The organism is Phocaeicola sp. RTP21198st1_B8_RTP21198_201120 (assembly GCF_040929485.1).
In the GTDB taxonomy this organism is placed as follows: domain Bacteria; phylum Bacteroidota; class Bacteroidia; order Bacteroidales; family Bacteroidaceae; genus Phocaeicola; species Phocaeicola dorei.
Map to the genome: position 1 here is coordinate 60,587 of NZ_JBCOCI010000010.1, position 13,188 is coordinate 73,774.

Below are 13,188 nucleotides of genomic sequence, written 5' to 3' on the forward strand. Positions count from 1 at the left end.
TTGTTTTTATAGCAGACTGTTGATATAAGCCTTCATGTCCGGTGTCGCGGATTTTGCTTCCAGATACAGTTTATACTGAGCTTTGGTACGTACCAGATTATGGTCTTTATACCGGGTTTGATAATACGTGTCTCCGTTTATATAATCTGCTAAAAAGCGTACAGCTTGCATATAAGGGAACAGAGTTGCAGCGTATGGTAGCATTTCTATTTCAAGAGGGGTCAGGAAAGCTCGGGCCGACTCAATATAACCTTTGGTAAATGCTTTGAAGATTTCCATGTTGAACTTCACCTTATTTAAATCAGCCTCATCCTCCTTGCCGGTATTGGCTGCCGAACGGAGGAAATCACCGAAATCGGAGAAAATGAAACTGGGCATTACTGTGTCCAGGTCAATGACGCACAACACTTTTCCGTTTTCATCAAATAACATGTTGCTGACTTTTGTGTCACAGTGGCAGATGCGTTTGGGCAATTTGCCTTCACGGTAAAAACGTTCAGCGCTGCACATCGTATCAGCATCTTTTTCTATTGCGTCCACTATGTCCTGTACTTCTGCCAAACGGCCAGACATGTTGGCAGATACGGCTTCACGTAATTGTTTTAAGCGGAATTCCATATTGTGGAAATCGGGGATGATTTCTCCGAGTTGTTCGGGTACATCAGCCAGCATGGCTTGGAATTCACCAAACTTCAGTCCTGCCAGATAGGAGGATTCCGGTGTAACTGTTTCCAATGTTTGTGAACGTGGAATAAATATTGAAATTCGCCAATAACCTTCTCCATCATAGAAATAGGTTTTGCCATTGGTGGAAGGTAGAAAATGGAGTACCTTACGTTCAATGTCCTCTTCGTGTCTGGCTTCCAGCTTTTGGCGGATGTGTCTGGTTACTACTTCTATATTGTGTTGCAGCATTTCAATATTGGTAAATATTAAATGGTTGATTCGTTGCAATACATAGTCAGGCTCTTCAGGAGATACCGATTTTACCAGATAAGTCTGATTGATGAGGCCGGATGTCAAAGCTTTGATTTCTTTCACTTCACCCACTTTGGGGAACTGTTTGATAATTTTTTTGAGGTTTTCCATAGGTTTGTTTGAATAATGTCTATATATGAAACAAAGATAACTTCTTTCCTTCAATTGGAGGAAAGAAGTTATCTTAAAAAACATATAATAGGAATATAAATCTTTTTATTTTTTTAAATCAGTCTGGAACATACGGTCAGCGCGTAACAGATGACGCCAGTAGGAAACCAATTCTTGTGATTCCTGCAATACATTGAGGTACACCATAGAAGCTTTTACATTGACATCCCGTTCTTGTATGCGGTCCATCTGTTCCTTGCGCAAGGTGGAGATCTTGCCTTTCAGAAGGGCGCCTTCACGTAGCAAAGCATCAGTCTGGTCGTAGGCCTTGTTAGCAAGTACTTCAGTAGCTTTGGCCATTAATGCCGTCATCTCATCGCGGATAGGGATGAACTCGTTAGTGGCACGTTCCGATAATGGGGTGAACTTATTGTCCACATGTTCTTTACAAGGCTCGCAGATACGTTTCAGACAGTAAAGCATTTGTTCACAACTGTTGCTTCCTAAATGGAACCAAGTATTTTTCTCAATAGCAGTGAAGTTGTCTATGCGACGTAGGCCCAGTATTTCTTTACGGCGTATCTTTTTTAACATTTCTTTCTGGTTGTCAGTATTGCTCACGGCCTTGCGCAGAGCTTTCAGATTTTCGTTGATGAAACCGTCGGTTATCTGCCGGTAGGTTTCATTGGTGAATGCCATTTCGGCTACCAATGTGTTATTTACATGCTGGCGAAGTAATGTCCAACGCTCTTCTTTGTCTTTACTGGCAATGAGGCGGGAGAATATGTCGTCTTTGCCTTTATCCTTCTGTTTCTTGCTGTAGTGTATGTTGCTGCGTACCAATAGGAAGATGGCAAGTGCAATAAGAGCCAACATGGCGAATGTGCCTCCATAATACATGATGAGCGTAACCACAAAACAGATAGTGAAAGCAGCTCCGGCAGTAATGAACCATCCACCGATAACAGAAAGCACACCGGTGATACGATATACGGCACTGTCACGGCTCCAGGCACGGTCGGCTAATGAACTACCCATAGCTACCATGAAAGTTACGTAAGTGGTAGAAAGAGGGAGTTTCAAAGAGGTTCCCAAAGCTATGAGCAGACCGGCCAGTACCAAATTGACAGAAGCGCGTATCAAATCAAATGCTGCCCCATTCTCCATAATCATCACATCTTTGTTAAAACGGCTGTCGGCCCATCGTTTCAGATTGTCGGGTAATATTTTGGCTATATTTTCTGAAGCGCTCATGGTAGAACGGACAATACTGCGTGCTACAGCGGAAGAACCAAACATTTCGTCACCTTCATCCTGACGCGAGAGATCTACCGAAGTCTTCACTACATTTTGCGCTTTTTTTGAAGTAATCAGCGCATATACCATGATGACGCCTGCTAAAAATAAAAAAAGGAATGGGGTTTTAGCCGGACCATTCAGTGAATTCATCAAGTATCCCATTGGTTCACCGTTTCCATTAGCCATGAAGTCTGTATAAGCTGAGAAGCCTGCCAAAGGCACACCAATGAAGTTTACTAAGTCATTGCCTGCAAAAGCCATAGCTAAGGCAAAAGTACCTAACATTACCACCACCTTGAATACATTTATCTTGCACCAATGCAGTATTTGCATCAGAATGGTGAAGAACACAAAACTGCAACTTACTAACATCAAGGTGTTTTCCTGAATCCAATGTTTGTTTTCGGCAGTCATGAAGGCGGAATCTTTCAGGCCTTTTATCAACATGAAGTAGATAATGGCCGTAACAGCGATACCGCCGAACAGTCCGATAGTGTATTTCAGTTTCTTTGTATAATTAAATGTGAAGAGGAGACGGGAGAGATATTGTACTAATGTGCCGAAGAAGAAGGCTACTGCTACTGAGAGGAAGATACCTAAAATGACGGATAATGCCTTTTCCGTATTCAGCAGATCAGCAAATCCTAGCATTCCGGTTTCGTCTTCTGCTATTTTGATAAGAGCTAGAACGAAAGTTCCTCCCAATAGTTCGAATACCATGGATACGGTAGTGGAGGTAGGCATTCCTAAGGAATTGAAAATATCCAATAGGACTACGTCTGTTACCATAACTGCTAGAAAGATACACATTAACTCCTGAAAATAAAATTGTTCAGGTCTGAAAATACCGTGTCGCGCGATTTCCATCATACCGTTGCTCAGTGTGGCGCCGATGAAGATACCGAAAGCGGCAATGGCGATGATGGTCTTGAATGACGCGGCTTTAGCACCAATGGCGGAATTCATAAAGTTCACTGCGTCATTGCTGACGCCTACTACCAAATCGAATATGGCTAGCAGAAAAAGGAATACAACGATTCCCAAAAACATAGTTTCCATATAATTTTGTCTCTCTATTTTATTGGGCGCAAAGGTACGGGAGGTATATTATGATAAAATGTCATATATGTTACATTTGTGTTACAGGTGTTTTTTGTTCACCATAGATTGCACGGATTCACACAACTTGATTTTTAATTTATTATTATCCATATTTAGTGGCGAATCTCTTCTTTTTTGAGACAAATATGAGTGGATAAATAATATTTCACGTTTATGTGTGGAATTTATAGAGTGAAAATTTATACCTTTGTAGCCCAAATACTTAATCTATAAAAAATGTCAGAGGCTAAGAGAATTAAAACCGCATTGGTGTCGGTTTATCACAAAGAAGGTTTGGACGAGATTATAACCAAACTACACGAAGAAGGAGTAGAGTTCCTGTCAACAGGAGGTACAAGACAGTTTATCGAATCTTTAGGTTTCCCTTGCAAAGCGGTGGAGGATCTTACTACTTATCCCTCTATTTTGGGCGGACGTGTGAAGACACTGCATCCTAAAGTCTTTGGAGGTATTTTATGCCGTCGTGGTTTGGAACAAGATATGCAACAGATAGAAAAATATGAGATACCCGAAATAGATTTGGTCATCGTTGACCTGTATCCGTTTGAGGCAACTGTGGCTTCGGGTGCCGAAGAACAAGCTATCATCGAAAAAATTGATATAGGTGGTATTTCTTTGATTCGTGCTGCTGCTAAGAACTTTAATGATGTAGTGATTATCGCTAGTCAGGCACAATATAAGCCGTTCCGTGATATGTTGCTGGAACATGGCGCTACTACTTCACGCGAGGAACGCCGTTGGTTCGCAAAAGAAGCGTTTGCTGTTTCTTCTCATTATGATTCTGCTATCTTTAACTATTTTGATGGTGGTGAAGGTTCGGCTTTCCGTTGCGCGGTGGAAGAACAAAAACAACTTCGTTATGGTGAAAATCCTCATCAGAAAGGTTATTTCTATGGAAATCTGGATGCGATGTTCGACCAGATTCATGGAAAAGAAATTTCCTATAACAATTTGTTGGATATCAATGCAGCTGTTGATTTGATTGATGAATTTGATGAGGTGACATTTGCCATTCTGAAGCATAATAATGCCTGTGGATTAGCTTCGCGCCCTACTGTGCTGGAAGCATGGAAAGATGCGTTGGCAGGCGATCCGGTGTCGGCTTTCGGCGGTGTGTTGGTTACTAATGCCGTGATTGATAAAGAAACAGCAGAAGAAATCAATAAACTGTTCTTTGAGGTAATTATTGCTCCGGATTATGATGTAGATGCATTAGAGATTTTGGGACAGAAGAAGAACCGTATTATTTTGGTTCGTAAGGAAGCTAAATTGCCGAAGAAACAATTCCGTTCTTTATTGAATGGGGTTTTGGTTCAGGAAAGAGACCTGGATGTGGAAACTCCTGCCGACTTGAAGCAGGTTACTGAAAAAGCTCCTACGGCGACTGAAGTAGAGGATATGTTATTTGCAAATAAGATTGTGAAGAATAGTAAAAGTAATGCTATTGTACTGGCCAAGAACAAACAACTGCTGGCTAGCGGTGTCGGTCAGACTTCACGTGTGGATGCATTGAAACAAGCCATTGAAAAAGCGAAGTCATTTGAGTTTGATTTGAATGGCGCAGTGATGGCCAGTGATGCTTTCTTTCCTTTCCCCGATTGTGTAGAGATAGCGGATAAGGAGGGTGTGAAAGCTGTTATCCAGCCGGGAGGCTCTGTAAAAGACGAGTTGACTTTCCAATACTGCAATGAACATGGCGTAGCTATGGTCGTTACAGGGATTCGTCACTTTAAACACTAAGATCATTGCAATTTACCATTTGCGGCTACAATCGGACTGTTTATACAGCATTGTTCAGTAAATGGTCAATTGCAAATGTCAATTGTAAATTGCTAAATTGTAAATGAATTTATGGGATTATTCTCCTTTACACAAGAGATTGCGATGGACCTTGGCACTGCCAATACCATCATTTTAAATAACGGGAAGATTGTAGTGGACGAACCTTCGGTCGTTGCGCTTGATCGCCGTACCGACAAGATGATTGCCGTAGGCGAACGGGCTAAAATGATGTACGAGAAGGAAAATCCGAATATTCGTACTGTACGTCCGCTACGCGACGGAGTTATTGCCGATTTTAATGCCTGTGAACAGATGATGCGCGGTTTAATAAAGAAAGTGAACATGGGTAATCGTTTCTTTTCTCCTTCTTTGCGTATGGTGATCGGAGTCCCCTCGGGTAGCACTGAAGTAGAGCTTCGTGCGGTACGTGACAGTGCTGAGCATGCGGGAGGACGAGACGTTTATTTGATTTTTGAACCTATGGCCGCGGCTATTGGTATCGGTATTGATGTAGAGGCTCCTGAAGGTAATATGATTGTTGATATAGGTGGTGGTTCTACAGAAATTGCCGTGATTTCATTGGGTGGTATTGTTTCCAACAATTCGATACGTATTGCCGGTGACGATCTTACAGCCGATATTCAGGAATATATGAGCCGTCAGCATAATGTGAAGGTTAGTGAACGTATGGCTGAACGTATCAAGATACATGTAGGTGCTGCCTTGACTGATTTGGGAGATGATGCTCCTGAAGATTACATTGTACGCGGGCCTAATCGTATCACTGCTCTTCCCATGGAAGTTCCAGTGTGTTATCAGGAGGTGGCGCATTGTTTGGAAAAGAGTATTGCAAAAATTGAAACAGCTATCCTTAGTGCATTGGAACAGACTCCGCCTGAACTTTATGCTGATATTGTTTTGAACGGTATTTATTTGGCTGGTGGTGGTGCTTTGCTGCGTGGTTTGGACAAGCGTCTGACAGACAAAATCAATATTCCGTTCCATATAGCCGAAGATCCTTTGCTGAGTGTGGCGAAAGGTACCGGTATTGCACTGAAGAATGTAGATCGTTTCTCTTTTTTGATGCGGTAAATAATTTGCTAATGAGGCAGTTTGCTAATTTGCTAATGCTATGCGGTATGGATAGTGCAGTACATTGGCACATTGGCAAATTAGCACATTGAACAATTAGTATTAATGAAAAATCTGCTGAATTTCTTTTTAAAGTATAATTACTGGTTTCTCTTTGTTCTTTTGGAGATAATCAGTTTTGCTTTATTATTCCGCTTCAACAGTTATCAGGGAAGTGCGTTCTTTACATCTGCTAATTTTGTGTCGGGAGCTATGTATGATGCAGCCAATAATGTTACCGGATATTTTCATTTGAAAACGATTAACGATGAGTTGGTACAGAAAAATGTGGAACTGGAATTGCAGTTGGAGAGTATTCGTAAAGCTTTGATTGAAGCGACGGAAGACAGCAGTGGTGTGGAACAGCTTAAGCAGGAAGCACTGGCAGGATATGATATCTTTAAGGCTAGCGTGATAAATAACAGTGTGACCCATGCTGATAATTATATTACACTTGATAAAGGAGAAGTAGATGGCATTCGTAGTGAGATGGGAGTGGTAAATGGAAGCGGTGTGGTTGGTATTGTTTATCTCACCTCTCCACATTACTCCATTGTCATTCCGGTATTGAATTCCAAAAGCAGTATTAGCTGTAAAATAAAACGGAGTGATTATTTCGGCTTCTTGAAATGGGATGGCGGTTCATCCGAATTTGCTTTTATAAAGGATATGCCCCGTCATTCATTATTTTCTTTAGGTGACACTATTGTAACCAGTGGACACAGTGCTGTTTTCCCTTCCGGCATTCCGGTGGGTACAGTAGATGATATTGCCGATAGTCACGATGGCTTGTCTTATTTGCTGCGGGTGAAACTATTTACGGACTTCGCCCGTTTGAATGATGTGCGCGTAATTGCTCAAAAAGGGCAGGAGGAACAATTGGAGTTGGAAAAGCAGGTAAAAACGATTAAGTAAGAAGGTTGATGTTGACTTATCTACAAAGAATAGAGTGGTTTATCGGACTGGTACTGTTGCAGGTGTTGGTGCTGAATCATATGCATATCAACGGGTATGCCACTCCTTTCTTTTTTATCTATTTTATTTTGAAGTACAATTCGGGAGTTAGCCGTAATGTCCTTATGATATGGGCATTCCTGTTGGGATTGGCAGTCGATATATTTGGCAACACTCCGGGGATGAATGCGGCTGCGGCCACTGTACTGGCTTTTATGCGTGAACCTATTTTAAGATTAGTCACACTCCGCGATAGCGTCGAGGATTTTGAACCAGGTATCAAAAGTATGGGATTCTCGCCTTTCTTCCGGTATATCTTATTATGTACTTTCTTATTTTGTACCATTTTACTTGTCATAGATACTTTTTCATTCTTCAATCTGCCTGTCTTATTGTTGAAAATATTGACAGATGCCTCAATAACCGTCATTTGTATATTGTGTGCTGAGGCAATCAGGAGGAAAAAATAGTGGAAAGAGATTATAATCTGGAGAAGCGGAAATATGTAATCGGTGCATCGGTAATCGTTATTGTGCTGATTTACTTGATACGTCTTTTTACCTTGCAGATTATGAGTGAGGATTATAAAAAGAATGCAGATAGCAACGCTTTTCTGAACAAGACACAATACCCTAGCCGTGGGGTAATGTATGATCGGAACGGTAACCTGCTGGTATACAACCAACTTGCCTATGATGTAACGATGGTGATGAAAGAGGTGCATAATCTTGATACGCTTGATTTATGTAAAACATTGAATATTACTCCCGGGTATTTCAAGAAGCGTATTCGTGAGATAAAGGACAGACGTTCCAATCCGGGTTACTCTCCATATACTCATCAAGTATTTATGACCCAGCTTTCGGCAGAAGAGTGTGGAGTCTTCCAAGAAAAGCTGTTCAAGTTTCCCGGTTTCTATATTCAGCGGCGTACTATCCGTCAGTATAATTACAATTCGGCTGCTCATGTTCTGGGAGATATTGCAGAAGTGTCCAAGGGGGATATTGAAGCGGATGATTACTATGTACGCGGTGACTTTATAGGGAAACAGGGGGTGGAACGCTCATACGAAAAACAGTTGAGGGGGGAGAAAGGAGTGGAGATATTACTGCGCGATGCCCGTGGACGTATTCAGGGACGGTATATGGACGGGAAATATGACAAGACTCCCGTTCCGGGGAAGAATCTGAAACTAGGTATAGACATAGAGCTTCAGATGTTAGGAGAGCGTTTGTTGGAAGGGAAGATAGGCAGTATAGTGGCTATCGAGCCATCCACAGGAGAAATACTTTGTATGGTATCTGCTCCCACTTTTGACCCAAGATTGATGGTGGGGCGCCAACGGGGTAAAAATCATCTGGAACTGGCGCGTGACAGTTGGAAACCATTGCTGAACCGTTCTATTATGGGGCAATTTCCACCGGGATCTACTTTTAAGACTACTCAGGCGTTGACTTTTCTGCAAGAAGGGATTATTACTCCTCAGACAGCCTATTCTTGCTATCATGGTTTTGTGTATGCCGGTCTTAGGGTGGGTTGCCACTCTCATGGGTCGCCCCTGCCTTTGGTGCCTGCCATTGCAACTTCCTGTAACGGTTATTTTTGTTGGGGGTTGTTTCACATGATAGGGGCAAAGAAGAAGTATGGTTCTGTACAGGCTGCCATGAATACATGGCGTGATTATATGGTTTCTATGGGATTTGGTTATCCTTTGGGAGTAGACCTTCCGGGTGAGAAGCGTGGGATGATCCCGAATGCTGCTTATTATGATAAGAACTATCGGGGATCATGGAACGGACTGACGATTATTTCTATCTCCATCGGTCAGGGGGAAGTGACGGCTACTCCGTTGCAGATTGCTAACCTTGGGGCTACTATTGCTAACCGGGGCTACTATATAACTCCGCATGTAGTGAAAGAAGTAGAAGACGAGCCGTTGGATACCCTGTATACGACCAAACATTATACTAAAGTAAGCCGTGAACATTATCAGACAGTAGTCGAAGGTATGCGTTCGGCAGTATTGGGAGGAACCTGCCGTAGTGCGAATATTCCGGGAATTGAGGTGTGTGGCAAGACAGGTACGGCGCAAAACCGTGGAAAGGACCATTCTGCTTTTATGGGGTTTGCACCAATGAATGATCCTAAGATTGCCGTGGTAGTCTATGTAGAGAATGGAGGTTGGGGAGCAACTTATGGTGTACCTATCGGTGCATTGATTATGGAGAAATATTTGAAAGGAGAACTTTCACCGGAAAGTGAGGCGAAAGCGGCGGAAATACAAAACAGACGAATAGATTATGGCATACACGAACGATAGTATATGGAAATCAGTGGACTGGATGACTATCTGCATTTATCTGATGCTGGTTATCTTTGGATGGTTCAGCGTATGTGGAGCCAGCTATGATTATGGTGAAATTGATTTTTTTAGTTTCGACACTCGTGCAGGAAAACAATTTGTATGGATCTGTTGCTCTTTGGGGCTCGGATTTATCCTGATGATGTTAGAGGATAAGTTATATGATATGTTTGCTTACATTTTATATGGAGGCATGATGCTGTTGTTGTTGATAACACCTTTTCTGGCAGAGGATACCAAGGGATCTTATTCATGGATAAAATTCGGACCTGTAAGTTTGCAACCGGCGGAATTTGCTAAATTTGCTACGGCTTTGGCTTTGGCTAAATTTATGAATGTCTATGGGTTTACAATGAGTAAGTTAAAGTATTCATTGCCTGTAGTAGGGATGGTGTTGCTGCCTATGCTGCTCATTATTTTGCAACGGGAAACGGGGTCGGCTTTGGTTTATCTGGCTTTCTTTTTTATGCTGTACCGGGAGGGGATGCCAGGTTCTATTTTGTTTGCTGGGATTTGCGCTGTGGTTTATTTTGTAGTTGGGATCCGTTTTGGCAATGAATTGATGGCGGATGACTGTACTTCCATCGGTGAATTTTCTGTGTTGCTGTTGATAGTCATTCTTTCTGCTTTATTAGTTAATAGTTATTGTAAAAAAGCATCGGTAGTGTGGTATATTGGAGGGGTTGGTGTTGGTGGTACCTTGCTGGCTTTATTATTTTCGTTTTATGTTATCCCTTTTGATATTACTTGGTTTCAATATGGATTGTGCGTAGTTTTATTGTTCTATTTGATCTTCCTTTCTATGCATGAACGTATGCGTAATTATTTTTATATTGCTCTATTTGCGGTAGGTTCAGTGGGATTCCTTTTTTCTGCTGATTATGTTTTCAATAATGTGCTAGAGCCACATCAGCAAATACGTATTAAAGTGGTACTTGGTATGGAGGAAGATTTGGCTGGGGCAGGATACAATGTGAACCAAAGTAAGATTGCTATTGGTTCGGGAGGCTTATGGGGGAAAGGCTTTTTGAATGGTACACAGACTAAACTGAAGTATGTGCCTGAACAGGATACAGACTTTATCTTTTGTACGGTAGGGGAAGAAGAAGGCTTTATAGGTTCGGCAGCTGTATTGTTTCTTTTTACCGGACTTATTTTGCGTCTTATTGTGGTGGCAGAGCGTCAGCATACTCGTTTTGCCCGTGTTTATGGATATTCGGTATTAAGCATTTTCTTATTCCATCTGTTTATTAATATAGGTATGGTTTTAGGACTGACCCCCGTTATAGGCATACCATTGCCTTTTTTCAGTTATGGGGGGTCTTCTTTGTGGGGATTTACGATCTTGCTTTTTGTATTCTTGCGTATTGATGCTGGGCGGGGAAAACGTTAGAGTTTATTGGTTTTCCAGTTTGCGCAACTGGATACCTATATCACTGATTCCCGTCAACGGGTTATCCCTCATGATATGGACGATGCGGAAAGTACGTGTGCTTCCTTCTGTACGGATAGGAATAAATGCTTTATAAGGCAGATTACATTGATATAATCCACAAAGACCATTTCCTGTTTTATTTCCAGCTTCGTCAACTAGAAAAAGTTGTAAAGTGTCTGTGACGTAAGTCAAAGTATCCTCTGTGTTATGGCTGACTCCTAACCAAATATCTCTGTAAGGATAAGATTCTTGATAACGGATGCCGATTTCTGCTTCGTAATTTCCGGCAGGGATAGAATTGGGCAGGGTATAAACAAGAGTATCACTTTTATTCCATCCGTCAAGGGGGACGGGGGTATAAGAGTGATAGATTATATTGTTTTGACAGGCTGCCAATATGATTATTGGCAGCCATGTCAGTTTATTCTTTAATTGATACAGGAGTTTGTGGCTTTTCATTCGGAATTTGGCTATTGTTTCCGTTGTTCTTGTTGTCATTTTCCTTCCCTCCTCCGTTATTCCGGTTTTCACTGCCTCCTTCATTATTACCATTATTGGGGCGGCGTTTATTGCGGTTCCGGTTTCCGTCTTCCCGATTTTCACGACTGCGTTCTTCCCGGCCGCGACTTTCCCTGTTGTGATTTTCTTCTTTAGGGCGGTTTCCGTTCTCTTCGCGTGGCTGCTGAGCTTTGTTTTCTTTAGGCTCTCTAGGTTGTTTGGGACGTCCTTCTCTAGGTGGCCGGTTTTCCTTGGGTTGTTGTGACCGGTTCTCTTTAGGTTGTTGCGGACGTCTGTTTTCATTGGGAATACTTTCTCCGTTATTACCGTTATTTTCCGGCTTACGTTTTTTCTTTCGGTTGCTGTTGTTGCCTTTTCGTTTATCGAATCGGGTTAAGCTTTCTTGTTCTACTAAATCGACAGGTTTTTGAGGTTCGTTCTTTTTTACTGATTCGGTTAAGCTTTCCGGTTTCTCACCACGTCGGTTCATATTAATAATTTCAAAAGCACGGCGTGCGGTGATGGTTACAGCATTAGCTATGAAATTTTTGTCAGTAGAGTACATGATAGTTCCCTTCAAAATATCCGCTTTGAAAAAATAGAATGTACCATCTGTCGTTTCTAAAGTCATTTCTTTGCTTGGAAGGCGTTTTTGGGATTCTACATAAGCGTCTACCTCATAGTTTAGGCAACATTTCAGTTTGGCACATTGTCCGGCTAACTTTTGAGGATTCAGAGAAATATCTTGATAACGTGCTGCACTGGTAGATACAGATACAAAATTTGTCATCCAGGTAGCGCAGCACAATTCACGTCCGCAAGGTCCGATACCGCCAATGCGTCCGGCTTCTTGACGGGCGCCAATTTGTTTCATTTCTATACGTACACGGAAAGCTTCGGCCAGTACTTTGATCAGTTGGCGGAAGTCTACGCGTTCGTCCGCGATGTAATAAAAGATAGCTTTGTTACCATCGCCTTGATATTCCACATCACCGATCTTCATGTCCAGGTTCAGATTTTTGGCTATCTGACGGGATCGGATCATTGTGTCATGTTCTTTGGCTTTTGCCTCCTCGTATTTTTCCATATCTACAGGTTTTGCCTTGCGGTAGATACGCTTGATTTCGGCATCGGGTTTGATGTTTGCCTTACGCATTTGCAAAGGTACCAATCTTCCCGTCAGGGTTACTGTACCGATATCGTGCCCGGGACTTGCTTCTACAGCTACTATATCTCCTTTTCCCAGCTTCAGTTTGTTGCTGTTCTTATAATACCCTTTGCGGGTATTCTTGAATTGAACTTCAACCATTTCCTGTTCCTCGGTGTTGCCGGGAATATCAGCCAGCCAGTCGTAGGTGTTCAGCTGCTTATCCTGTCGTCCGCAGCCTTTGCAACACAAACAGCCGCTTCCGTTCTTTAATTTGAATTCATTGTCCATAATTCTGTTTTAATTGAGAATTGAAAATTGAGAACTAAGAAATAAATGCCATGCAATTCTGTTATTTTTTAATACTCA

General features: G+C 42.0%; 10 protein-coding genes. 6 read left to right on the forward strand and 4 right to left on the reverse strand.

Features of this window, described 5'->3' with window-relative positions:
• Positions 1-6: 6 nt before the first annotated feature.
• Together AB5935_RS07015 and AB5935_RS07020 are read right to left on the reverse strand one after the other, a co-directional pair.
• A complete protein-coding gene (locus tag AB5935_RS07015) occupies positions 7-1,089 on the reverse strand; it encodes a phosphotransferase enzyme family protein (RefSeq protein WP_007840604.1) in 1,083 nt (360 codons plus the stop codon).
• Between the two features lie 105 nt (positions 1,090-1,194).
• Positions 1,195-3,447, reverse strand: coding sequence for an inorganic phosphate transporter (locus AB5935_RS07020; protein WP_008655662.1), 2,253 nt, complete (start codon positions 3,445-3,447; stop codon positions 1,195-1,197).
• A 279-nt stretch (positions 3,448-3,726) separates the two neighbouring features.
• On the opposite strand from AB5935_RS07020, the gene purH reads away from it, so the two are divergent.
• The 6 genes from purH to rodA all read left to right on the forward strand — a co-directional run bounded on the left by purH (position 3,727) and on the right by rodA (position 11,132).
• Entirely contained in the window at positions 3,727-5,250 is a 1,524-nt protein-coding gene (gene purH, locus AB5935_RS07025) for a bifunctional phosphoribosylaminoimidazolecarboxamide formyltransferase/IMP cyclohydrolase (RefSeq protein WP_007836449.1), read from the forward strand.
• 111 nt (positions 5,251-5,361) lie between these two features.
• Positions 5,362-6,384: a rod shape-determining protein gene (locus tag AB5935_RS07030; protein WP_005842742.1), complete on the forward strand. Its 1,023-nt coding sequence runs from the start codon at positions 5,362-5,364 to the stop codon at positions 6,382-6,384.
• Between the two features lie 105 nt (positions 6,385-6,489).
• Positions 6,490-7,338, forward strand: a complete 849-nt coding sequence (mreC, locus tag AB5935_RS07035; protein ID WP_007836447.1) for a rod shape-determining protein MreC — start codon at positions 6,490-6,492, stop codon at positions 7,336-7,338.
• Between the two features lie 8 nt (positions 7,339-7,346).
• The gene (gene mreD, locus AB5935_RS07040; RefSeq protein WP_007836446.1) at positions 7,347-7,847 is read left to right on the forward strand and encodes a rod shape-determining protein MreD; all 501 of its coding nucleotides are present in this window, start codon (positions 7,347-7,349) and stop codon (positions 7,845-7,847) included.
• A complete protein-coding gene (gene mrdA, locus AB5935_RS07045; RefSeq protein ID WP_368327375.1) occupies positions 7,847-9,697 on the forward strand; it encodes a penicillin-binding protein 2 in 1,851 nt (616 codons plus the stop codon). Before mreD ends, mrdA begins: the two co-directional genes overlap by 1 nt.
• Positions 9,678-11,132 carry a rod shape-determining protein RodA gene (gene rodA / locus AB5935_RS07050; protein WP_007836442.1) on the forward strand — a complete coding sequence of 485 codons (1,455 nt, stop codon included), beginning with the start codon at positions 9,678-9,680 and terminating at the stop codon, positions 11,130-11,132. The genes mrdA and rodA overlap by 20 nt, the downstream gene beginning before the upstream one ends.
• A 3-nt stretch (positions 11,133-11,135) precedes the next feature.
• Here rodA and AB5935_RS07055 read toward each other — a convergent pair whose 3' ends face one another.
• Both AB5935_RS07055 and ricT read right to left on the reverse strand, forming a co-directional pair.
• Positions 11,136-11,633, reverse strand: coding sequence for a gliding motility lipoprotein GldH (locus AB5935_RS07055; RefSeq protein WP_007836440.1), 498 nt, complete (start codon positions 11,631-11,633; stop codon positions 11,136-11,138).
• Positions 11,596-13,110, reverse strand: coding sequence for a stage 0 sporulation family protein (gene ricT, locus AB5935_RS07060; protein WP_038611267.1), 1,515 nt, complete (start codon positions 13,108-13,110; stop codon positions 11,596-11,598). Before ricT ends, AB5935_RS07055 begins: the two co-directional genes overlap by 38 nt.
• Positions 13,111-13,188 lie beyond the last annotated feature (78 nt).

Coding starts and splice junctions, on each gene's coding strand:
- purH (WP_007836449.1), top strand. CDS start 3,727: ATGTCAGAGGCTAAGAGAATTAAAACCGCATTGGTGTCGGTTTATCAC.
- AB5935_RS07015 (WP_007840604.1), bottom strand. CDS start 1,089: ATGGAAAACCTCAAAAAAATTATCAAACAGTTCCCCAAAGTGGGTGAA.
- ricT (WP_038611267.1), bottom strand. CDS start 13,110: ATGGACAATGAATTCAAATTAAAGAACGGAAGCGGCTGTTTGTGTTGC.
- mreC (WP_007836447.1), top strand. CDS start 6,490: ATGAAAAATCTGCTGAATTTCTTTTTAAAGTATAATTACTGGTTTCTC.
- rodA (WP_007836442.1), top strand. CDS start 9,678: ATGGCATACACGAACGATAGTATATGGAAATCAGTGGACTGGATGACT.
- mreD (WP_007836446.1), top strand. CDS start 7,347: ATGTTGACTTATCTACAAAGAATAGAGTGGTTTATCGGACTGGTACTG.
- AB5935_RS07030 (WP_005842742.1), top strand. CDS start 5,362: ATGGGATTATTCTCCTTTACACAAGAGATTGCGATGGACCTTGGCACT.
- AB5935_RS07055 (WP_007836440.1), bottom strand. CDS start 11,633: ATGAAAAGCCACAAACTCCTGTATCAATTAAAGAATAAACTGACATGG.
- AB5935_RS07020 (WP_008655662.1), bottom strand. CDS start 3,447: ATGGAAACTATGTTTTTGGGAATCGTTGTATTCCTTTTTCTGCTAGCC.